Here is a 23,694-nt window from a genome sequence, read left to right on the forward strand (position 1 = left end):
GCTGGGTCAGCCCGAAAGAAATTGGAGCAATCAACTCCGAAATCTTCAACACAGACTCCTAACAAGCCTCGTAAACACCCGGACCGCCAGGAAGCTTGATGTGCCAGCTAGGATCGGCCTTGCCGACGGTCTTGCCCGTCGCCGGATCGACCGCCTGGCCGGCCGCATTCGAATAGGATGCGTATCCATTCGGGTAGTTGTGCGCCGGATTCGGCTTACCCGTGACGGGATCCATGAACCGCACCGAGGACACCTTATCAGAGAGTCCTGGCCCTCCCTTGCCGCCGGTGTACTGAATTCCCTTACCGGATTTAACGGGAGTGGGACCCTGCGCGCCGGTGGGGATTTCGAAAGTCGTACCGTCGGGGTAACGCATTCGGTCGTTGTGAACGAGGACGGGCACGCTTCCCGCGTAGACGTAATAGGTGTGGACGTCATCCACCGTAAGGTTGCGCACCTCAGTCTGCTGAGTCCAGCGTGTCGACGCGATAATCCGAACCAAGCTGCCGTCCGCTGCCTGCAGCTGATACCCCGGCCGCAACTGCTCTGCCTTGGCCCACGCCTTGGCCTCCGGCAGCCAGAAGGCATGATTGGACGTCGCAACAATCTCGCCGGTTTGGTTTCCGCGAGTACCGTCGGCGTCGATCAGCAACTTGACGAGGTCTTTCTGACCTTGCCGAATAATGGTAGCAACGACAGTCTTTTTTGCCTTCTCCCCAGTCTCAGGGACGGTGGCGACGACGACGTCTCCGGCTTGCACGTCTTCGATGGCCTTCTTGGAACCGTCGGCCATAAGTACAAGAGTCCCGGGGAGGAAGCTGTTGCAGGCCTTCTTCCCCGCCTTGATAAAGTCCTTGACGCCGGTGACGAGCTTGCCGAGCAGGTCCTTGACGCGGACGCCGAGTTCGTAGCCCTTCTTCCACTTCCACGGGCTGCCGTACTTCACGGCGAGCTTGCCGAGCATGCCGCCGACGAAGGAGCTGGCGATGGTAATCGCCGTGTTGACGCAGCCGCCGATGTCGCCCTTCATGAAGCAGTCGAGCGCGTCGGTGATGCCCAGCTCGTCCATGGCGATCTTGGCAAGGGCCTTGCCGGCCTCCAGGAGGATCGCCTTGGCCTTGGCGATGCGCTCCTGACGGGCGCGCTCCGCCGCGGCAGCCGCTCCGCCGTCGCCGCCACCACCGTTGTTCTTGACGCGCGGGTGGTTCTCCTGCGGGGCGTGCGGGTCGTACGCACCCGAGCAGCCGTGGCAACCGTCGTTGTGACCCGGAACGTCGTGGTAGTTGCCCTGGAGGTCCTCGTAGTCGGCACCCGGGCCGCACGCGTCATCCGAGCAGGCCTTCAGGCCGTCCGGGTCCGAGAACGAGATCGGGTTGTTGTTGGCGTACGCGTACCCGTGCATCTGCTGCGGGTCGTTGACGTCGATGATCGGGTCGATCGAGATGAACCGCCCGATGATCGGATCGTACTCACGGGCACCGATGTTCACCAGGCCGGTGCTGCTGTCCTGGTTGCCGTTGACGAAGCCCTTCTCCGTGGGCCACTGGCCCGGCGAAGGCGGGGTTCCTCGGGACTCGCCGAACGGAGTGCTCCGGCGGTGGACGATGCCGCCCAACTCGTCGACGACGGCCTGGCCGGTGCCGTGGTGGTCCGGCGCGACGTAGTGCACCCCGTCCAGCTTGCGAACGATCGTTCCGCCGCCCGGCACGGAGTAGTAACGGGTGCCGTCCGTGACATGGGTGGTGGTGTTGAGCCGGATCTCCATGCCCGGCAGGTAGAGCGTCGTCGTGCCGGGCTCCTTGCGGAGCATCCGGGAGCCGTCGACGTCGTACTCGAAGGTCGTCGTCTTGCTGTTGGCCACGACCGACTCGAGGTTGCCCTCGGCGTCCCACGTGAGGGTCTGGTCCTCGCCCACCTTGGTGCGCTTCGTGGTGTTGCCCGCGTCGTCGTAGTCGTAGGTGTAGAGACGGTCCCCGGTCGGGGTCTTCTCCGTCATCTTGCTCACGGTGTGCGGCTTGGCCTGCCCCGGGAGCGGGTACTCGAAGCTCCGCTCGAGCAGCGAGGTGCCGTCCGTCGTGTACTGGGCCTCCGTCTTGCGGTTGCCGACCTCGTCGTAGCTGTAGGCGTGGTGGTAGGGGGCGATGCCGCCCACTCCGGTGACGCTCGGACCGCCGGTGCACGGGTCGGTGGCGGTGCTCGACGATGTCCAGGCCCGATCCATCCGGCGCAGGTAGTCGTAGGTGAAGCACTGCACGTCGCGGGTCCCGGTCGGGGTGTCCTCGATGCGGGTGACGTTGCCGGCGTCGTCGTAGCTGTACCGGGCGTCGATGTCGATGACCGGAGCGCCGGCGCGGTCGAGCCGGACGTGGCTCAGCCGCTTGGAGGCCCGCTCGTACTCGTACGTGGACCAGGCCTTCTTCGTGCCGAGCTGCACCTCGGACTGGAGCACCTCACCGGTCGCCGCGTACGCGACGTCGGTGACGTAGGCTGCGTCGCCCGTGGCGGCCTTCAGCCGCTCCAAGCCGTCATAGGTGTAGGCGATCGACTCGAACGGAAGCCCGCCACCGTCCGACATGCCGACCGACTGCACGGTGCCGTCGAAGTTGTACTCCGTGCCGAAGCTGTAGAGGCCGGCGAGCTCGGTGCCCGCCTCCTCCGGCACCTGGTAGTAGGTCTCGTGCGGGCGGTAGAACTCGTCGTAGGCGCCGTAGTAGGTGACGTACTGGCCGCCGTCGGCGGCGTACCGGGTGGTGGAGGAGAGCTGGCCCAACATCTCCAGGTCGTAGCTCCACTCACTGAGCAACTGCCCGGTGTTCGGGTCCACGCCCTTGTACGCCGCGGTCTTCCGGCCGATCGCGTCGTACCGGTAGCTGACCGAGGCGCCGACGCCGTTGGTGACGGCGGTCAGCCGGTCAAGGTCGTCGTACTTGAGGTACGAGTGACCGGCGTCCGGGTCGATCGACTCGGTCTTACGACCCCGCTGGTCGTACTTGTTCTCCCACAGGTTGCCCAGCGGGTCCTTCACCGTCGCCAGCTGCCCGGACGAGGTGTAGGTGTACTCGGTCTTGTCGTACGTGCCGGTGGGGCCGGTCCCCTTGTACTGGAGCAGCTGGGTGGTCTGTCCCAGCGCGTTGCTGATCGTGGTGCGCGGCGTCTCGCCCTGCGGCGGGTCGACCGACACCCGGTCACCGCCGTAGGTGGTGGTGGTCCGCCACTTCTCGGTGATGCCGTCCAGGAGGATCTGGGCGGTCACCCGGTCGGCACCGTCGTAGACGTAGGCCGTCTGGGCGTTGGTGTCGGCGGGAACGGCGGGATAGATCGCGTCGGTGGGCCCACCCGCCACCTGGTAGGTGGCGTACGTCCGGTCCAGTTTGCCGGTCGGGGTGTAGAAGGTGTCCGCGACCATGCGGGTGCCGTCCGGGCCCTCGGTCTGGATCTGCCGGGGGCGCAGCAGGCTGTCGTAGAGCTGGTACTCGACGCTGTAGGTGCCGTCGTTCTGCCGCTTCTCCGTCTTGACCGCCGCCGGCTTGTCGGTGCGGATCAGATAGGTGTACTTGGTGCTCGGCGGCAGGCCGCTGACACCGGTGCTGTCCGGCATCCAGACCTTGGACAGGCGGCCCAGCGGGTCGTACTCCAGGACGCTCTTCATCCCGTTGGGGTCGACCTGCTGGGTCGGGCTGCCCCAGGCCGGGGCGTAGTCGGTGACCGTCTGGTGCTGAAGCGGGCTGGTCTCCGTGACCTGGGTCGTCAGGCCGTTGGTCTCGATGTAGCTGGTCGTGGTGACCGCACCGACCGCGTCGGTCGCGGTCCGCGGCCGGCCGTAGCCGTCGAAGGTGCCCTCGGCCACCCGGGCGTAGGTGGCGGTGGTGCCGTCGTGCTTGGCCAGCCGTTCGGTCCGCGTCGGGTTGCCGGAGCTCTTCGACTTACCGAGGGCCTGCCCGTCGTAGTACGTGCGGTCGTCCGTGATGACCTGGGTGGCCCGGTTCGGGGTGGTCGCGCACTTGACCGAGACCGACTCGACCCGGGAGACCAGGTCCTTCAGGTAGACCTGCAGGTTGGTGCCGTAGGTGGTGGCGTCGGTGACGTAGCTGGTGCGGCTGCACGCCTCGTCACCGGTGACGGCGACGTCGCCCTCGTTCTCGGTCTGGTACGCCCGACCGTAGGTGGTGTCGTAGCTGGTCGTGGTCTTCGTCTGCCGCCATCCGCCGGCCGCCAGCGCGGTGTAGTCCCGGGTGGAGGCGGTGTTGACGAAGTACGACCCGCTGTTGCCCCAGGTGTGGGACTCGCTGCCGGTGTTGTACCGCCACGGCGCCTTGATCGTCTTGCTGATCTCGGTGGCGCCGTCGAACGTCTTGCTCTCGTACTCGAAGCCGGAGAGCTCGTCGTAGTCGGTGTAGGTGCCGCCCGTGGAGTCGGTGATGGTGACCGACCGCGGGTTGGTGCTGTCCGGATCGTCGTCCCCGTGCATGCCGCGCAGGTAGCGGTACTCCGCCTTGGTGGTCTGCGTCTGACCGTCGCCCTGGGTCACCTGGACCCGGCCGTAGCCGCGCCAGTCGCTCCAGGTCAGATCCTTCGGGTCGCTGATGCCGTCCTCGGCGGCGTGCCGCCAGGCGGCCCCGTCGAGGTAGTCGTACTTGGTGACCGAGTCCGGGGAGCGGGCGGTCCGGTCGGTCTCGATGACCGCGCTGACCACGTACTTGTGGAACCAGTCGGTGATCGGGTCGCCGCTACCGAGGGGGTTCCACTTGACCGGGTAGCAGCGGCGGGTGCTCTTGCCCTCGGTCGGCAGGTTGCCCTCGGCGCAGTCCGGCGTCGCGTAGTTGACGTCGATCTGCGCGCCGGTGTCGGTGTAGACCGTGGCCAGCCGGAACCGGATCAGCGGCGCGATGAAGTCGCCCGTCCTGTCGATCCGGTTGGGCAGCTGGAGGCCGGCGAGCTCCACCGACGGCATGGCGGCGGTGCCGTTCACCAGACCGGTGTGGGTGATCTTGTTGAGCCAGAGGGTGCGGCTGCCGTCACCGTTGTCGGTGAGCAGGTGGTCAAGCTTCCAGTTGTCGACTCCGGTCCAGCCGCTGGCGCCCCGGATCTCCGTGGTGATGCCGACCAGGCGCTTACGCGTCCAGAAGGTCGGGGTGATCTGGTCGGTCTTGCACTTGGTGTCCTTGGCGCAGTTGCGGTCCCACGGAACGTCCGGCCAGTACGGCGCGGTCGTGGTGTTCAGGTCCTGCGGGTCACAGTCGATGGTGCCGCTCGGCAGGCAGCGCTCGGCGGTGTCGAAGCGCACCCGCGCCGGCGCGTTGGTGCTGTAGACCTGGCCGTCCTTCTGGCCGTAGTCGATCCGCTTCAGCCAGCCGGCACGGTGGTACTCGACCCCGTTGAGGTCGGTGCGGTTGCCGCGGGCGTACCAGTTGCTCTCGCGACCGTAGTAGTAGGACGAGACGTTGCCGTAGCGGTCCTTGACGTAGTCGAGGCTCCACCGCCACGCCTGGTTGCAGTACGAGTCGGCGAAGGCCGTCTTGTTGCACGGCTCGTTGACGTCGTCGCCGAAGACCGGAACGGTCCAGGTCGACCCGGTCTCCTCCTTGCCGGTGGTCCAACCCGGCAGGTGGTTCAGGCCGAAGTAGTACTCGGTGCCGCCGGTGGTGGTGACCCGCCAGTACTCGCCGTCGTTGTCGTCGTTGCTGGCGCCCGACAGCTTCTCGACCTTGGAACCGTCGTCCGAGCTGAACTTCCAGCCGCTGGCGGTCTTGATCAGCTCGGTCGACTTGCCGTTGAGCAGGATGGTGGCGTTCTCGTACGCCCAGCACTGGTCGGCGACCTCGTTGTGGCCGTCGTCGGCGCACGCCTTGTAGCGGCGCTCGATGTGGCCCGGCTCGTAGCTGAAGCCCTCACCGATCCAGGAGCCCTGGTTGTTGGTGGTCGAGGTGCGGCCGTCGACCGACTGCGAGGAGTAGCCGAGGGTGATCCCCGGCCCTCCGCCGCCGGGGACCGGCGGCGTCTGCAGCGGGTACGACCAGGAGAAACCGCCGGTGGCCGGGGCGACCGACCACTTGGACGACGGGGACAGCTTGCTCGCGGAGTAGTCACCCTGCGAGGAGGAGTCCCCGGCGGTCAGCGCGAGGAGGGTGCCGGAGCTCGCGGTCGCGGTCACCTTCGCCGAGACGGTGCGCGCCTCGCCGTTGTTGACGGTCGGCAGCGGCTGGGCGGCGCAGTCCTTGCGCTCCGGGGTGCTGAGGGCGCACTCGGGGAGCCGGGACAGTCGCAGTCGGCTGCCGAAGTCACCGCCGAAGGCGCCCGCCAGCCCCTCGTACCCGACGGCGAGCTGGACGTCACCGGCGGTCAGCTCGCCATCGGTGCGGGCCACCCGGACGACGGGCCCCTCCACCTTCGCCTTCTCGGCGGCCTTCCGGTCGAGGACCTCGACCCGCACCTTGCCGGGTGCCGGCGGCGGGGCGGTCCGGGCGGCCGGCGCGCCTGGTGCCACGGCCTTGGCGCCGGTGGCCGCCGGAGCGGCCGGCGCGGAGACCGAGACGGTGAGACCACCGGCCTTCGCGGTGGTCGCCGGACCCGCGGCGGGCGCGGCCGACCGACCGGCGACGGAGGGTGCGGCCGACGGCAGCGGCGCCACGGTGATCTCGGTGGCGCCCGCCGCCGGCCAGGTGACCTTGGCCGGTTTGGTGGTGGCCGCCGCCTCGGCGGCGTCGGGCTTCTTCGACTTGGCCGGCAGCGGGTCCCGCTTGGGCAGGACCTTGCCGGAATCGGCGGCCTTCGGGCGGGCGCGCCCCTCGGCGGCAGCGGCGGGGGCGGTGGCGACCTGGATGAAACTCAGGCTCATCACGCTGGCCATCGCCCAGGAGACCGGTCGCTTGACGCGGCGTTGCAGCACGCCGGACGCGACCAATTGGCGGGAGAACATCAACCCTCCACGGGTGGTCGGGGAAATCGGCAGGGGCCATCGGGCCGCCCGCTACGGGCGGCCCGACGGCCGGTGCGATCAGAGGTTCGGCTGTTCCTTGACGGTGAGGTTGAGCCGCTGGAGCAGGTTCTTGTCGGCCACGCCGTTGTAGACGCGGACATCGTCGATCGCCCCGGAGAGGTGCTCCCGGTACTGGTCGTCGATGAAGGCCCGGCCGAGCTGCAGCCCGCCGGTCGCGTTGAACGGCGTGGTGAGCTGCGCGGAGCCGACCACCGTGGCGTTCACGTAGAGCAGGAACTCGTGCGTGTAGCCGTTGTAGACCAGGGCGACGAGGTCACCCTTGGTGATGGTCTTCGGTGCCAGCTCCGTCGGGTACTCCCCGACGACAGCACCCACCACATCGGTGCCCGGCACCGCGAGTTCCCACAGACCGTCCCTGTTGCATCGGACGATGACCGAGCTGTTGTGGGCGCCCTTCTGGGAGAAGAGGGTCATCGCAGTGCCCTGGCAGCTGCTGGTCAGCTTGGCGCGGGCGGTGATGGTGAAGCTCCCCGCCATGTCGGCGTTGGTCGTCGTGCTGGCGTAGCTGGTCGTCTGACCGGAGAGCTTCAGGTGACCGGTGCCGAGCATCGGCGCCGTGGGCGGGAAGGTGCTCTTGTAGATCGACGCTCCCGACCCGAGGGTCATCGCCGCCTTGTTGCCGTACTCCGGGCTGTCCGTGCCCGAGACGGCGTTGAGCTGCCAGTACGCCGCGCGGTCCAGCGCGGTCTGCTTGAGCCCGACGGCCTCCGAGGAGAGGATCGGCCGGTCGAACAGGGCGACGTCGGCCAGGTCACCGGCCCAGCTGTCGGTGTAACCGCCCTTGACCATGCGTCGGCCCAGCTGCACCGCGCCCCGGGACTTCGTCTGCGACCGCCGGTCAGCGGTGTACAGGTTGGTCCCGTTCACCAGGAGGGACATCTTCTTGGTGGCGTCGTCGTAGGACGCGGTCAGGTGGGTCCACGCGGTGGTCACCGGGGCGGGCGTCGCACCGGTCGAGTAGACCCTCCACTCACTGAGCGAGATCACGTCGTGGACGGGGATCTTGAAGACCCAGGAACCGCCCTCCGCGCCCAGGCTGAACCCGGGCTCGCCGGTGCCGTCCTGGCTCACGGCGACCTGACGACGACTGGGATCCGACGTCCGTACCCACGCGCTCACGGTGAAGCTGCGGGAGGTGTCGAGGACAGCCGTGTCCGTGGTCGCGAGGTAGCCGTTGCTCGTGCCGTCGAGCGACACCCCGGTGTCGAACTGCCCACCCGGACCGGCGACCCCGAAGGTCACACCGCCCCCGGGCGTCGCCTTGTGCCCGCCGAGCGAATCCTCGGCGAACTTCGACCCGGCGACCTCGGAGAAGGACCACTGGGCCACCGGTGGCCGCTTACCGACCCGGAACGTGCACGAGGCGATGGAGCTGCCCAGACCGGCCTTGTCGACCGCCAGGACGTTGAGCGTCCAGGGCCCTTCCTTGGTCGGCGTCCACTGAATGGTCACCGCCCCGCCGGCGGTGGCCGGCCTCGAGCTGTTGGTGGTGGACGGGTTGGTGTTGAAACCCCAGCGGTACTCGACCACGTCGGTGGCCGCGGAGTCGAAGGTGAAGCTGGTTTGGATGCCGAGCTTCTCGTGCCACTCCGCATCGGTCAGGCAGTCGGGCGACCCACCGTCGGTGGCGTCCAGCGGCAGGAAGTCCGGCGAGTCGACGTCCGGCGGAGCCGGGACCGACGCGTCATAGATGAACTGACAGGGGTTCCGGGTGCCGTCCGAGCTCCACGGACCCCAGCTGGTGTTGTCGGACGCCCGGACGTCCCAGGAGATGACCGTGTTCTGCGGGAGGTCCGAGGGTGCCGTGTAGGTGAAGATCGATCCGCTGGCCTTGAGCAGGCTGTCCCAGGTCCGGACCGTGTCGGTGGTGCTGCCCGCCGGGCGCCAGGTGACCCGGAACTGGGCCTTGATCTGCTCGGTGTGGGCCGACGAGTGGTCGGGGTCCCGGAGCACCGCGGAGAGCTTCGGGATCTTCCACACGTACGGGGCGGTGGAGCCGTAGACGCAGGCGCCGCCCGGGTCGGAGGTGAGCTCCGACTGGTTGGCGATCAGCGGCGCCCGGTTGTACCGCACCGAGAGCACCGCGTTGTCGCAGAAGCGCTTGCTGTGCTGGTAGTTGCCCTCGTCCTCGGCCTTGAGCCCGAGGGTGACGTTGCTCCAGCCACTGGTGGCGGCGATCTGCACCGCCTCCTTCGCGTTCCAGCTGGCGTTCTGGTTGGTCGAGGTGCACGTCGATTGGGTGCTGGTCGGGGCCTTCGTGTCCAACCAGTTGGCGCCACTGCTCCAGCTCGATCCACCCGGCTGGTTGCTCCAGTTGGTCGAGGAGCTGATCGTCTTCGGCAGCAGGTAGAGCTGGGCGTTCCGGGCCGTCGAATTCCAGGCGTGCTGCATGGTCACCCGAAACTCGGCGCTGAGGATCGTCTTGCCCGCGTACGGCGTGGCCAGCGTGTAGATCACCCGCTTCACCCTGGAGCTGTTGCAGTACTCCGGGCAGAGGCCGATCCGCTCGTGCCGCTTGCCGTCGAACTTCCAGTACTCCTCGTTGGGGTAGCCGCTGTCGACCATCGCCCAGGAGCTGTTCGTGGTCGCCTGCCACACCGGGTCCAGGTAGACCGGGTAGTTGGTGTTCGGGTCGGCCAGCATCGCGGCGTCCGGGGTGAGGGTCAGCGAGCCGTTGGAGTAGTCGAGGCCCATCGGCGCGACGTTCGAGCTGTCCTCCGGGCCGCGGGCCGTCTCCAGGTCGGTCTCAGCGCTGGCAGTGGCGTCGAACGTCGACTCGGCGGCCAGGGATCCCGAGGCCGTCTTCGCCGAGGAGGGGGCCACAGCGGTGGGGTCGCCGTCGCCGGTCGGCGTGCCGTTGTCCCACATGGTCGGCGCGTCGGCCTCCAGGACCGGATTGCCGGTCGCGGGGTCGAGAGCGACGACGCCGCCCTCCGGCGTCTCCTGGATGGTGAGGTTCTCACCGGTGACGCCGAGCTTCAGGCCCTGCAGCTCGGGAGTGTTCGCCGCCTCGGGCGTCTTCAGGACGATGACGTGCGAGAAGCCCTCGACCGTCATGTTGACCACCAGGTCGACGTCCGGGAAGACATTCGGGTAGACACCCTGGTCACCGTTGAGCACCGGGGCCGGCAGCGTGTACGGCCAGGTGAGGGTCATCACCTGCTCGTCCTTGCGGACCACCAGCAGCGGATCGGTCCCACCGACGGAGATCCGCATGTCGATGAGCGCCGCCCTCGGGGTGATGGTCCCGTCGGCGTTCTGCACCAGCGTGGCGTCGGTGGGCACCCAGGCGTCACCCTGGACGACCCGCACCGGCTGGTTGTGCTCGTTGGCGATCAGTGAGCCGTCCGGCTGCGCGAACACGTCGCGGTACTCCGTACGGAAGGCGAGCACCTCGACCGGCTGGTTGAGGGACTCGGCCGCGAGCACGGCCTCGGCCTCGGTGTCGCGGACCGGGTTCTCCTCGACCGCGGCGACCGGCGCGGTCGCCGGCGCCGCCTCACGGCTGTCGACGTACGCCGTGCTGGACAGCAGGCCGGCGAGGCCGACCATGAGGCCGAGCGTGAAGAGCCGGCCCCGCTTTCTCGTACTGCGGGCCACCCTCAGGTCCTCCCCCGTTGAATTGCGCGAATCAATGCTTTTCATCAGCTGATCGCCGCCCCGAACAGGCTCGTGCTGGCGGGGAGACCGTTCTGCCCGGGCTGCCAGGTCTTCGTGGGCGTCGCCGACCCGCCCGCCAGGCTGTACCAGCCGAAGCCGTATACGGCGTCGTCGCCGTACGGCGTACCGACCAGGAGCTGTTCGCCCGTGGCCGTGAACGAGGTGCCGACGAGCTCCTGGTTCCGGAAGCTGCCCGGCAGGCTGGTGCCGTTGCGTTCGATCGTCACCGGCGTGCCGATCGGGTCGGTCAGCGCGCGGAAGACCCGCACCCGGCCGGAGTCGACGGTCGACGACCCCGCGTCCTCGCCGGGGACGCCGATCGCGATGAACATCGACATGTCGGTGCCCACGCTCTCCGGGTCGGTGTTCACCACGGCGACCTTCTCGCCGAAGTAGTCGCCGTCCTCGGAGGCGTAGGTCATCGCCGCGAGTTCGGTGTAGGTGTTGGTGGCGGTGACGTGGAAGCGGTGCACCTGGCCGGCGTCCGTCTCCAGGGTGTTCGTCGCCGCGACCGTGATGTCCTCACCCGGCACGCCGACGACCACCAGCGAGTCCTGGGTGCCCACGGCCGAGCCGTTCGGCCGGTACGGGGCGATCGCGATCGACTTGCCGAAGGTGTCGTTGGCCTCGGAGACGTTGGAGACGTTGGGCGAGTCCTGGGTCAGCCCGGCCGAGAGGGTGGGCAGCCCGTTGGTCAGCTTGTGGCTGAAGACGTTCACCGCCCCGGCGAAGATCTCGGTGCCGATCGCCTCACCCGGCGAGCCGACCGCCCAGTGGTACTTGGAGGCCGCCACCGAGAAGCCGGTGCGGTCGTCGATCTCCGGCGAACCGGGAATGCCGCTGCCCTGGCTGAGCACGAGGTTCAGGTTGCCGCGGAGGTAGTGGACGATGCCGGTGTTCGTGCCGGTGGAGATGCTCTCCCCGGGTGCGCCGATCACCAGGTACGGCTCGCCGCTGGCGGTCCGGCTGCCGGCCACCGCGTAGCCGAACCAGTCGCCGGCCTCCGCCGTGTCCGGAACGTTGGTGGCGTCCTGGTGGTAGACCAGCGAGGCCGGTCCCTGGGCGAGACCCGCCGGCGAACCGAGCAGGACGTAGACCGCCCCGGCGTCGCTCTGACCGGTGATGTCCTGGTAGGGAACGCCGACCGCGAGGTCGGTGCAGCCGTCGTTGTTCGCGTCGTACGCCGAGATCGACGAGCCGAAGCGGTCGCTGGCCTCGGGCGCGCCGGGGACCTTGGCCGCACCCTCCTGGAGGGTGTGCACCGTGGTGCCGCCGCCGTAGGCCACGTGGATCTGACCGGCCAGGCTCGCGCCGCCGACGGTCGCCTCGGGGTCGGCGATGGCGACGTCCTCGACACCGTCACCGTTGAAGTCGGTCTCGCCGCCGACGCAGCCGGTCAACGGCGCGACGGTGGTGTAGACCTGCATCTCGCAGTACGAGGACCAGGAATCGGGGGCGACCCCGTCGGAGGTCTTGACCCGCCAGCGGTAGATGCCGCCGTCGACGAAGGCGCCGGCCGGCACCGTGGTCGCGGCGGTGGCGCCGTTGGCGACGCCGGTGTAGGCGGCCGAGCCGATCGGGGTCTCCGCGTTCATCGCCCACCACTCGAAGGTGACGGTCGACGCGGTCCCGTCCGCGTCGGAGACGGTGGCCTTGAGCTGCGGGGTGAGCGTGTTGACGGTGGGCCGGCTCGACCCGGTCACGCAGCTGGTGGCCGGCACCGTCGAGCGGGCGGTCACCGCCGGGTACGAGTTGTAGGTGACGCTGGCCTTCGGCAGCTCCGTGGTGACGGAGTAGTTGCGGGACCGGTACTGCTTGAACGCCGTCGAGTCGGTCTCGTCGGTGGCCCGGATGCCCATGTCGGCCCGGATGTCGCTGGCGTTGGCCGCGCGCTGGAAGAAGGTGGTGGCGGTGATGCCGGTCCAGTTGTCGTTGCAGGTCGAGTCGTAGCCGGCGGTCGCCGTGCTCGTGCTCTCCTTGTAGTTCCAGGCGGGCTGGGTGCTCCACACGATGCCGTCGGAGATGGCGCTGGTGCTCCAGAGCTCCCAGGACCGGGCAGAGCACTGCACCGACCACCAGTTCCAGAGGGAGATGGTGGCCGAGTTGATCTGCTTGCCGGCCAGGGCGGTGGTGTCCCAGCGGGCGAAGGACCGGGTGATCGGCCCGGTGGGACCGAGCTTGCCGAGGCGGAGGTCGCCCTCACCACCGCGGTCGACGCTCTCGTTGGCCTGCACGTAGGTGTCGAAGGTGGTGGAGAGCGGGTTGATCTGGGGGTCGATGGTGATCGGGTACTGCCGCTTCGGGTCGTTCAGCCACTTGGCGTCCGGCGTCAGCGTCAGCGCGAAGCCGTTGCCGGCAAGCGCTCCGGCGGCCTTGGCGACGGTCGAGGCGACGGACACCCGGTTGGCGGGCTGACCCAGGGCGTCGACCTTGGCGTCCCACATCTGCAGGGCCGGGGTCGTGGCGATGGTGCGGCCGGCGGCGTCCTTGATGGCGGTGTCGCCGCCGACGCCCCGGTGGGTGTCCGCGACGTTGCGGCCGGTCACCGGCAGGGCCAGCTTCGCCACCCGGCTCACGGCGTCGCGGCTCTTGACCACGAAGAGGGTCTCCATGCCGGCCCGGGTGGCCCGGACGACGAGGTCGACGCCGGGCAGGGCGTCGACGTAGGTGGCCCGGTCCTCGCGCAGCTGCGGCTCCGGCAGCGCGCCGGACCAGTTGACCGCGACCCGGTCGTCGCCCTTGCCGACGGCCGCCAGTTCGTGCGTGCCGGCCGGCTGCGGGCCGGAGATCGACAGGTCGAACGGGTGTGCCGCTGGCCGGACCGCGCCCTCGCCGTCGCGGTGCAGGGTCAGATCGACCGGGATCCAGTCGTCGCCGCGACGGACCCGGCTCGCCCCGAGCGACAGCTCCGCCCGGAACTGCCCGTCGGGCAGCGCGAAGATCTCGGTGGTCTCCGAGGTGAGGCTCTTGACCTGGACCGGCTTGCCGGTCTCCCGCGCCTTGCGCAGGGACACCGCCTCGTCGGAGTTGTTCTCGACGCCCCCCGCGACGCCGTCCGGGCCTGCGGCCAGGAACGTCGCGGGCTCGCCCGATATGCCGAACAGTGCAACCGCCGTCATTACGGCAACGCCTGCCGCAAGACATGAACGGACGGTGGCAGTCTTACGACCTGCCACGAATCCTCCCCCGTGAGTCTCCAGTTATAGGTGCACCGGGACTGTAGGGAGGTCCGTGCTCACCGCACAAGCGCAGTCACGAACTGTGAGGACGTACAGCGCGAATCGGACTTTTCGCCGATCGTTGTGACGCTGTGGAGTCTTCCCAGTTCGGAGCGGCTGGGCCGGGACATGCCGGTTGACCTGCAAGAACAGGCACGCATTTATAAGGGTCAATGCAATGAGCGCAGGCCCGAAGCCGGAAAAATGGCCGGTCGGTTCCACGGGAAACGAGGGCATCGGCAGTCGGTCGCGGCACTGGCCGCGAAAGCGCGAGCCACTCGAAAGAACCGCAGCTCACGTCACCTCGGGGAAGGTGGGACAGGGCGCGGCCGGGGGGCGACGGCAGCGCGGATCGCCACATTCGGCACCGGCGCCCCGCCCGCCGCCCCGAGAGCCATCGACGCAGGTGCCGCCCTTCACTTCGTGGCTAGTACATATGTTCCAACGAGGCGTCTTGCGGTTCAGCCGAACGGATTCGACCGCACCCCGCCAGTCGCAGTCCATTCCCCTCTTCGGCACCTTGGCGGGGGCGACGCCACAGTGGTAGTGGATAAGCGACTCAGCCGCCGAGGGCGTCGATGTCGCGCATCTCCTCCGCGGTCAGCGAAAAGCGCCAGATGTCGAAGTTGGCGCGAATCCGCTCCGGGGTCACCGACTTGGGGATGACGACGATCTCGTGGTCGATGTGCCAGCGCAGCACCACCTGGGCCGGCGAGACGTCGTGCGCCGCCGCGATCCGGGTCAGCACCGGGTCGGCGAGGTCGCTGGTCTTGAACGGGCTGTAACCCTCCAGCACCACGCCCCGGTCGCGGTGCTCGACGTGCCGCTGCCGGTCGTAGAGCGACGGGCTCCAGCGGATCTGGTTCACCGCCGGGTTCTCCTCGGTCGCCTGGATCAGCTCGTCGATCTCGGAGGTGCTGTAGTTGCTCACCCCGACCGCACGGACCAGGTTCTCGTCCCGGGCGGCGAGCAGCTCCCGCCACATCGGGATGCTGTCCGCCGGTGACGACGGCGGCCAGTGGATCAGCCACAGGTCGACGTACTCCATGTCGAGGTTGCGCAGGCTCGCCTCGATCGTCTCCCGTTCCCGGCCCACCCGGTCCGGGGGCAGCTTGGTGGTGACGAAGACGTCCTCCCGGCGCAGCCCGCTCTCCTGGACCGCCCGGCCCACCTCCTTCTCGTTGCCGTACATCGTGGCGGTGTCGAGGTGGCGGTAGCCGGCGTCCAGGGCGGCCAGCACGGCGTCGTGCCCGGCCTGGCCGGTGGCCTGCCAGGTGCCGAAGCCGAGCAGGGGCATCCGCACGTCGCCGGGGAGCGTGACGGTGGGCTGGTCGTGGTCCATACCGACCGTTCTACCCGTGATCGCCCACGACATGCCCCGGAACCGGGCAACCGGCGGAGGCGGGCGGATTGCCGGAGAATGCCGGTGTGGCTGACCGGCTGGAGGAGTACCGGCGCAAGCGGGACGCGGCCCGCACCCCGGAGCCCGTACCGCGGAAGCCGCCGCGCGGGCGCCGCCGGGCCGGCGAGGCGCGGTTCGTGATCCAGCAGCACCACGCCCGCTCGCTGCACTGGGACCTGCGGCTGGAGCACGAGGGGGTGCTCGCCTCCTGGGCGGTGCCGCGCGGGCTGCCCCGGGACACCGGCCGCAACCACCTCGCCGTGCACACCGAGGACCACCCGATGCAGTACCTCGACTTCCACGGCGAGATCCCGGCCGGCGAGTACGGCGGCGGCCGGATGACGATCCACGACCGGGGCACCTACCGCTGCGAGAAGTGGCAGGACGACGAGGTGGTCGTGGTGCTCGACGGGGAGCGGACCAGCGGCCGGTACATCCTCTTCGCCACCGGCGGCAAGGACGGCCGGGACTGGATGGTCCGGCGCGCCGACCCACCCCCGCCCGGCTGGACGAGCATGCCGGAGCTGGTCCGCCCGATGCGCCCCACCCCGGCCGCCCGGCTCCCCCGGGACCAGGCCAACTGGGGGTACGAGCTGCGCTGGGACGGCGTCCGCGCGATGGCGTACGTCTCCGGCGGCCGGCTTCGGCTGCGCGACGCGGAGGACGCCGACGTGACCGGGGCGTACCCGTGGCTGCGGGAGCTGGCCGAGGCGCTGGCGCCGACGGAGGCCGTGCTGGACGGCGTGCTGGTGCGGTTCGACGGCGCCGGCCGGGTCCGCCCGGCGCGCGCCGGGAAGGCCGCGCCGGACGCCCAGTTCCTGATCGTCGACCTGCTCTGGCTGGAGGGCGTGACCAGCGTCGACGTGCCGTACGCACAGCGCCGTGAGCTGCTCGACGGTCTGGCGCCCGCCGGACCGCACTGGCAGACTCCGCCGTGGTTTCCCGGTACCGGCGCCGAGGCGCTGGAGACCGCCCGGCAGCAGGGCCTGCCCGGGGTGATCGCCAAGCGGTTGGACTCGGTCTACGAGCCGGGCCGGGCCAGCCGGCGGTGGCTGACCATCGACGTGAGCTGACGGCGAGGAGCGACGTGAACCTGACCCACCTGGAATGTCCGCGCTGCGGCCGCAAGCACGACGCCGGCCGGCTGACCAACCTCTGTGGGTGCGGCTCGCCGCTGCTGGCCCGCTACGACCTCGCCGCGGTGGCCGCCACGGTCACCCCGGAGCAGTTCGGGCTGCGCCCGGCCGACCTGTGGCGCTACCGCGAGCTGCTGCCGGTGGCCGACGAGCGGCACGTCACCACGCTGGGCGAGGGCTGGACGCCGCTGCTGCGCGCCCCGGCGTACGGGCAGGAGATCGGCATCCCTGACCTGATCGTCAAGGACGAGGGGCTGATGCCGACCGGCTCGTTCAAGGCGCGCGGCGCGGCGGTGGGCGTGAGCCGGGCCCGCGAGCTGGGCGTGCAGCGGATCGCCATGCCCACCAACGGCAACGCGGGGGCGGCCTGGGCGACGTACGCGGCCCGGGCCGGGATGGGCGCCACCATCGCCATGCCGCTGGACGCGCCGACCATCTGCCGCCGCGAGTGCCTGGCCGCCGGGGCGGACCTGCGGCTGGTGGACGGGCTGATCAGCGACGCCGGGAAGTGGGTGGCGGAGCTGGTCGCCGGCTCGGACGGCGCGGTCTTCGACGCCGGCACGCTGCGCGAGCCGTACCGGCTCGAGGGCAAGAAGACCATGGGGTACGAGATCGTCGAGCAGCTCGGCTGGCAGGTCCCCGACGTGATCATCTATCCCACCGGCGGCGGGGTCGGACTGATCGGCATCCACAAGGCCATGCACGAGCTGCGCGAGCTGGGCTGGATCGAGGACAAGCTGCCCCGGCTGGTGGCGGTGCAGTCCACCGGCTGCGCCCCGATCGTCCAGGCGTTCGCCGCCGGCGAGCCGCGGGCGACCCCGTGGCCGGGCGCCCACACCGTGGCCTTCGGGATCACCGTGCCGTCCCCGCTCGGCGACGAGCTGATCCTGGACGCGCTGCGGGAGAGCAGTGGGACGGCGCTCGCGGTCGACGACGAGGAGATCCTGACCGACCTGCGGGACTTCGCCGCCCGGGAGGGGCTGCTGCTCTGCCCGGAGGGGGCGGCCTGCCTGACCGCCGCCCGGCACCTGCGGGCCGGCGGGTGGATCCGGGCCGGCGAGCGGGTGGTCGTGCTGAACACCGGGTCGGGGCTGAAGTACCCGGAGACGGTGGACGTCTCCGGCGTACCGGTGATCTGACGGCCGGCGCGGGCGGTCCGCCGGGCGCCGGTGGTGGTGTCGCCGGGTCCCGCCGGCCGCTCAGTCGGTGGTGGGATCGGTCAACCGCCAGGCCGCGTTGATCAATCCGATGTGGGACAGCGCCTGCGGGGTGTTGCCCAACTGGACGCCGGTGGCCAGGTCGATCTGCTCGGCGAAGAGCCCCACGTCGTTGGCGTACCCGAGCACCTTCTCGAACAGCCGCCGGGCGCGCTCCCGCTCCCCGGCCAGCACCAGACACTCCACCAGCCAGAACGAGCAGAGCACGAAGCCGGCCGGGTCGGTGTTCCAGCGGCGCACCAGGCCCTCGTCGGTACCCAGCTCCCGCTCCACCACCTCGATGGTCGACCGCATCCGGGGATCGGTCGCCGGCAGGAAGTGCACCACCGGCAGGAACAGCGCCGAGGCGTCCAACTCCGCCGACCCGAAGGCCCCGGTGAACGCGCCGATCCGCTCGTTCCAGCCCTCCCGCAGCACGGTCTCGCGGATCTCGTCCCGGATCGCCGCCCAGCGCGGCACGTCGGCGTGCTCCCCGAGCCGGGGCGCCAGCTGCACCGCCCGGTTCAGCGCCACCCAGCAGAGCACCTTGGACGACAGGTAGTGCCGCTCGGTGTCCCGGGTCTCCCACATCCCCCGGTCCGGTAGCCGCCACGTCGTGGCCACCTGCTCGGCCAGCCCGACCACCATCTCCCGGAGCTCCTCGGCGAAGGTGTCGCCCAGGTAGTCGTGCAGCCGCCAGACCGCCGAGATCACCTCGCCGGGCACGTCGAGCTGCCGCTGCCGCCAGGCGTCGTTGCCGATCCGCACCGGCCGGCTGCCGGCGTACCCGCGCAGGTGGACGCACTCGTGCTCGGAGAGGTCGCGCTCCCCCTCCAGCCCGAACAGCACCGGCACCGGCTGGTCGCCGATCCGCCCGATCGACCGGGCCGCCCAGGCGAAGAGCCGGTCGGCCTCGTCGGGGCAGGCCGCCACCCAGAGCGCGCGCATGGTCATCGAGAAGTCGCGCAGCCAGGAGTAGCGGTAGTCGTAGTTCCGGTCTCCGCCCATCCGCTCCGGCAGCGAGGTGGTCAGCGCCGCGGCGACCGCGCCGCTGCGCGCGTACGTCAGGCCGGTGAGGACGGTCGCGCTGTGCCGGACCTCGGCGGCGAACTCGCCGTCGTACCGGTGGGCCTCCCGGTACGCCTCCCACGCCTGAACGGTTTCGGCGACGGCGACGAACGGGTCCATCCGGACCGGCGGGGCGCCGTAGGCGGGCGCGTACGCCAGGTCGAAGCCGACCCGCTCCCCGGCCTCCACCTCGAACTCGTGCCGGACCCGGTCACGCCCGGCCCGCAGGGTCAGCCCGGTGCTGCGCAGGGTCAGCGTGACCGGGCCGGCCGCCGCCAGCACCGCCCCCTCCGGCTGCTCGTGCAGGTACGGCGTGAGCAGGCCGTACTCGGGGCGGGGCGCGAAGTCCAGACCGACCCGGACCCGCCCGCTCAGCCCTTCCACCAGCCGCAGCAGCACCGCCGGCGAGTTCATGCCCAACTCGTGCCCCCGGGCGCCCAGTTCGGCGGCGAGCGCGTCGGTGACCGCGACGCTCCCCTCGGGAGTGTGGTGGACGGTGCGCAGCACCAGCGTGTCCGGCAGGTACGACCGCTCGACCCGGGCCGGGCCCAGCGGGGCGAGCCGCCACTGGCCGGCGTCCGGGTCGAGCAGCCGGCCGAAGACCGACGGCGCGTCGAAGCGGTCCGGGCACCACCAGTCGATCCCGCCGTCCCGCCCGACCAGCGCGCCGGAGCGGCTGTCGGAGAGGAACGCGTAGTCGGAGATCGCCGGCTGGTCCACCGGCTCCGGGTACCCGGCGCGGCCCGGATCAGACCGGGCCGCTCCCGGGTCAGGACGTCGGGGGCTCGTCCTCGCCGGCCGCCTCCGCCGCGTCGGCTTCCTCCTTGGTGCGGTGCACCACCTGGTCGGCGTGCTCCGGCGGCCCGTAGACGGTGTAGAGCACCAGCGGGTTCGGCCCGGTGTTGACGAAGTTGTGCTTCGTCCCCGCGGGCACGACCACCAGGTCGCCCTGGGCGACCTCCTTCTTCTCGCCGGCCACCCGCGCCTCACCGGTGCCGCTCACGAAGGTCAGGATCTGGTCGATGCCCTCGTGGACCTCCTCACCGATCTCGCCGCCCGGCGGAATGGTCATGATCACCAGTTGGGTCTTCTCGCCGGTCCAGAGCACCCGGCGGAAGTCCGGACTCTTCTGGGCCACGGTCGCGATCGTGAAATGCTCCATGGCGCGCTCATACCCGTCGTGGGCCCGGATCACGCCGGGACTGGCAGATGGTGGAATTCCCCACCGGGTGGAGGTTTGGCCCCGGTGGGAACGGGGATCGAGTACTCCAACCGGCACCACAACGCCGGTTGAGCCAGGTCCCCGCTGGCGTACCGCCGGTATGGCTGCGGTGGTGGGAGACGGCCGGAGCGCGGCGACGTGACGACCCATGGTCGAGCGGCGCCGTGCGCTCGTGTCCGGGTACGGTCGGGCCCCTCAGGCCAGCACCGCCAGGTGGAACGGTCGGTCCGCGGCGCTGCCGCCGGCGCTGCCGGCCAACCCGATGGTGCCGACGTACCCGGCGGCCGACACCACCGCCGTCGACCCCTGTCAATGCCGCCCAGGCCCCGACAGACGGGTGAAAGCGGGCGAATCGGCTCCCCAGCACCGTTCGCGGGCCGTGGGGGCCGTTCGACCCTGTGACGGTGACGAATGTCTGGCTAGATTGAAGTATGGCGCCCACCCACGGGGGTCGGGTGGCGGGACCGGTCTACCGCCCCATCCTCGCCTGCCGTCGGGGCGAGCTGGAGGCGCTGGGTCACCTCGACAGTGCCACGGCCCCGTTGCTCGCTCCGGTGCTCGACGTCGCAGTCGTCGACGCCGGCATGGTCGACCTACTGGGCCGGCTACCGGCCGGGCTGCTGCCGGCTGTGGACGTTTCCGCCCTGCCCGACGCGGCCGAGACGGAGCTGGCCCGGTGGGGCGTACCGGTGGTGCCGGTGATCGGGCTGGCCGACAGCGACGAGCGGCTGGCGGCGCACGGGACGGCGGCGCGGGCGTACGCCGGGCGGGCGGTGGTCCGGCTGCGGGCCGGCCAGGACCGGGCGGGTCCGCACGCGACCACCACGGCGGTGGAGCGGATCTGGCGGTACGCCCGGCTGGTGCCGGAGCAGTGCGACCTGATCGTCGACGCCGCGGACGTGTGCTGCCCGGCGGACCTGCGGGTCGCCGAGCCCCGGCTGCGGCGGCTGGTGGACTGGGCGCGCCGGCACAGCTGGCGCACGGTCACCGTGGCGGCCGGTGGGATGCCACCGGCGGTGTCCCGGCTCCCCACCGACGAGCCGGTACGCCTGGACCGCTGGGACTGGCTGCTCTGGCGACGCCTGGCGGAGCTGGGCGTCGGGTACGGCGACTACGGCGTCGCCCCGGCCGTGCCCGGCGGTGATCCGCCGGGCGACCGGCTGCCCACCGTGCGGTACACGGCCGACGGCGCCTGGTGGGTCTATCGCTGGTCGCGTCGGGGCGGCCGGGGCGACGAGCGCTTCGCCGACCTGTGCCGCACGCTGGTCGCCGCGCCGTACTGGCCGTCGGACGGGGCGGGCTTCTCCTGGGGCGACCACGAGCTGCTGCGCCGGGCCCGACGGGCGGCCGGCGTCGGCTCCCCGACGAACTGGACGGCGTGGAGCACCTCCCACCACCTGGCGTACGTGCTGGGAACGCTGAGGCGTACGGCGCACGACCCGGGGCGCGGGTCGTGGCCGGAGGGCCCCGAGCGCGGGCGACCCGCGCGGCCGCACCGGGGCGGGGAGACCCGGCGGGCCGGCTGAGTCACTCCTTCTCGGTGAAGCCGAACTGCACCACGCCCTCGTCGTCGACGACCGCGTCGACGGAGGTGTCGTTGAGCAGCTCCGCCGCGTCGGGGTCGAGGAAGATGCGCGCGCCCTGGGCGTCGACCACCTGGTCGCCCTGCGTCGGCTCGGGCACCAGTTCGATGGTGAGCGAACCGGCGTCGGTGTCGGCCGCGATGCGCAGCCCGCCGTCCTCGGCGACGTCCTGCTGGACGGCGAGGTCGCGGATCACGAGCACGGCGTTGTCGGTCATGGTGAGCATGGCGGAACTCCTCGTGGATTTCTCGGGATCGGGACGTCGCGCTCATGTCGACGGCGCGCGCCTGACGGCGAATCGGTCATCGCCGGGCGAATCCGGGCGCCTGGTACCGCCCTCATCACCCACGGTGCCCCCTGTGGAGGCGTCCGTCAAATAGAGCGGGATCGGTCGACACCGGCGGCCGCCTTCGCCATTTCCGCTTCTCAGCGTCGTGATCGTCCATACGCTGGAGGCGTGGACGATGCCGCTCGGCACCCCGGGTGGCCCGTGGTGCCGCTGGTGCCGACGGGCTCCGCTGTGGTCGTCGATCCTGGCCAGACCACGGCTCGCGGAAAAAACCTTCGCTCCAGAGTCTTGTCTGGCGGAAATCTCCGTGACAGCGTCGACGCATGCATCGTCGTCTCTTTTCCCGGACGGTCGCGCTGGTCACGATGGTCGCCACCGCGGCCGCCGCCGGCGCGCTCCCCGCCACCGCCGAGTCGCCGACCCCGGCCGCGACCCGGCTGCACGCCACCATCGACGCGATCCTCGCCGACGCCCGGCTCGACGGGGCGCAGGCCGGCGTGGTCGTCATGGACACCGCCACCGGTGAGACCCTCTACGACCGCAACGGCGACCGCCGCCTGGTGCCCGCCTCCAACACCAAGCTGCTCACCTCGACCGCTGCGCTGGAACTGCTCGGCCCGGGCCACCGGTTCACCACCGACGTGCACACCGGCGGCACCCGCCGGGCCGGCCTGGTCTCCGGTGACCTCTACCTGCGTGGTGGCGGTGACCCGACGATGCTCGCCGCCGACTACGACACGCTCGCCGCCCAGGTCGCCGCGGACGGCGTACGGGTGGTGACCGGCAACCTGGTCGCCGACGACACCCGGTACGACCGCACCCGGCTCGGTCCGGACTGGACCTGGGACGACGAGTCGTACTACTACGCCGCACAGGTCTCCGCGCTGACCGTGGCGCCGGACACCGACTACGACGCCGGCAACGTGATCGTGCACGCCGCCCCGGCCAGCACCGCGGGCGCGCCGCCGGTGGTCACCATGACCCCGCCCAACGGCTACGTCCGGATCGACAACCGGGCCGAGACGGTCGCCGAGGGCAGAACCACCATCTCCTTCGAACGGCAGCACGGCGGCAACACCGTCGTGGTCACCGGGCAGATCGCGCTGGGCGACGAGCCGTCCAGCGACTGGATGACCGTCTGGGAGCCGGCCGGGTACGCCGCCGACATCTTCCGTGCCGCGCTGCGCCGGCACGGGGTCCGGGTGCTGGGCCGTACGGTGCTCGGCGAGGCCACCCCGGAGGGCGCCGCCACGGTGGCCCGGCACGACTCGATGACCCTCGCCGAGCTGATGGTGCCGTTCCTCAAGCTCTCCAACAACGGCCACGCCGAGGTGCTGACCAAGGAGATCGGCCGGGTCATCTCCGGCTCCGGCACCTGGACGGCCGGGCTCACCGCGATCAGCCAGTACGTCGCGAACGCCGGGATGGACACCGGCCGGCTGCGCCAGCGCGACGGCTCCGGGCTGTCCCGGCGCAACCTGATCCCGCCGGGCGAGTTCACCGCCCTGCTCGCCGCGGTCCGCCAGGAACCCTGGTTCGACACCTGGTACGCGGCCCTGCCCATCGCCGGCAACGCCGAGCGCTTCGTCGGCGGGACGCTGCGCAGCCGGATGCGCGGCACCCCGGCGGCGAACAACGTGCACGCCAAGACCGGCAGCCTGACCGGGGTGTCCGGGCTCTCCGGCTACGTCACCGACGCCGACGGCCGGGTGCTCGCCTTCTCCATCGTGCTGAACAACTACCTGGCCTCCTCGGTGAAGGGGCTGGAGGACCAGATCGCGATCGCGTTGGCCTCGTACACCGAGAAGAGCGTGACCACCGCGCGGCTGGCGCCGCCGGCCGCGCCGGAGACGCCGCGCGTCCCGGAGGGCGTCGAGTGCTCCTGGGTGAAGCCGATCGTCTGCTGAGACCGCGCCGGCCCCC

Annotated in this window: 11 protein-coding genes; 4 read left to right on the forward strand and 7 right to left on the reverse strand. The window is 70.6% G+C overall.

Features of this window, described 5'->3' with window-relative positions; genetic code table 11:
- Window positions 1-58: 58 nt before the first annotated feature.
- From V6U81_RS11775 to V6U81_RS11790, 4 genes are all read right to left on the reverse strand, one after another.
- Complete coding sequence (locus V6U81_RS11775; RefSeq protein WP_334487948.1) at window positions 59-6,916, reverse strand: RHS repeat-associated core domain-containing protein; 6,858 nt, start codon at window positions 6,914-6,916, stop codon at window positions 59-61.
- A 78-nt stretch (window positions 6,917-6,994) separates the two neighbouring features.
- The gene (locus V6U81_RS11780) at window positions 6,995-10,549 is read right to left on the reverse strand and encodes a LamG-like jellyroll fold domain-containing protein (protein WP_334488142.1); all 3,555 of its coding nucleotides are present in this window, start codon (window positions 10,547-10,549) and stop codon (window positions 6,995-6,997) included.
- A gap of 92 nt (window positions 10,550-10,641) precedes the next feature.
- Entirely contained in the window at window positions 10,642-13,776 is a 3,135-nt protein-coding gene (locus V6U81_RS11785; protein WP_334487951.1) for a hypothetical protein, read from the reverse strand.
- 658 nt (window positions 13,777-14,434) lie between these two features.
- The gene (locus V6U81_RS11790) at window positions 14,435-15,217 is read right to left on the reverse strand and encodes an aldo/keto reductase (RefSeq protein WP_334487954.1); all 783 of its coding nucleotides are present in this window, start codon (window positions 15,215-15,217) and stop codon (window positions 14,435-14,437) included.
- A gap of 86 nt (window positions 15,218-15,303) precedes the next feature.
- Here V6U81_RS11790 and V6U81_RS11795 point away from each other — a divergent pair, with 86 nt between their 5' ends.
- Together V6U81_RS11795 and V6U81_RS11800 are read left to right on the forward strand one after the other, a co-directional pair.
- A complete protein-coding gene (locus V6U81_RS11795; RefSeq protein WP_334487956.1) occupies window positions 15,304-16,350 on the forward strand; it encodes a DNA polymerase ligase N-terminal domain-containing protein in 1,047 nt (348 codons plus the stop codon).
- A 14-nt stretch (window positions 16,351-16,364) separates the two neighbouring features.
- A complete protein-coding gene (locus V6U81_RS11800) occupies window positions 16,365-17,552 on the forward strand; it encodes a threonine synthase (RefSeq protein WP_334487958.1) in 1,188 nt (395 codons plus the stop codon).
- Window positions 17,553-17,612: 60 nt separating this feature from the next.
- Here V6U81_RS11800 and V6U81_RS11805 read toward each other — a convergent pair whose 3' ends face one another.
- Window positions 17,613-19,397: a glycoside hydrolase family 15 protein gene (locus V6U81_RS11805; protein WP_334487960.1), complete on the reverse strand. Its 1,785-nt coding sequence runs from the start codon at window positions 19,395-19,397 to the stop codon at window positions 17,613-17,615.
- A 49-nt stretch (window positions 19,398-19,446) separates the two neighbouring features.
- Window positions 19,447-19,839: a cupin domain-containing protein gene (locus V6U81_RS11810; protein ID WP_334487962.1), complete on the reverse strand. Its 393-nt coding sequence runs from the start codon at window positions 19,837-19,839 to the stop codon at window positions 19,447-19,449.
- A gap of 515 nt (window positions 19,840-20,354) precedes the next feature.
- Here V6U81_RS11810 and V6U81_RS11815 point away from each other — a divergent pair.
- Window positions 20,355-21,425 carry a beta family protein gene (locus tag V6U81_RS11815; RefSeq protein WP_334487964.1) on the forward strand — a complete coding sequence of 357 codons (1,071 nt, stop codon included), beginning with the start codon at window positions 20,355-20,357 and terminating at the stop codon, window positions 21,423-21,425.
- Between the two features lies 1 nt (window position 21,426).
- Here V6U81_RS11815 and V6U81_RS11820 read toward each other — a convergent pair whose 3' ends face one another.
- On the reverse strand, window positions 21,427-21,708 hold the full coding sequence (locus tag V6U81_RS11820) for a HesB/IscA family protein (protein ID WP_334487967.1): 282 nt from the start codon (window positions 21,706-21,708) through the stop codon (window positions 21,427-21,429).
- A gap of 386 nt (window positions 21,709-22,094) precedes the next feature.
- Here V6U81_RS11820 and dacB point away from each other — a divergent pair, with 386 nt between their 5' ends.
- Window positions 22,095-23,678: a D-alanyl-D-alanine carboxypeptidase/D-alanyl-D-alanine endopeptidase gene (gene dacB / locus V6U81_RS11825; RefSeq protein ID WP_334487969.1), complete on the forward strand. Its 1,584-nt coding sequence runs from the start codon at window positions 22,095-22,097 to the stop codon at window positions 23,676-23,678.
- Window positions 23,679-23,694: the final 16 nt, after the last annotated feature.

The sequence above is a fragment of the Micromonospora lacuserhaii genome (assembly GCF_036902735.1).
Lineage (GTDB): Bacteria > Actinomycetota > Actinomycetes > Mycobacteriales > Micromonosporaceae > Micromonospora.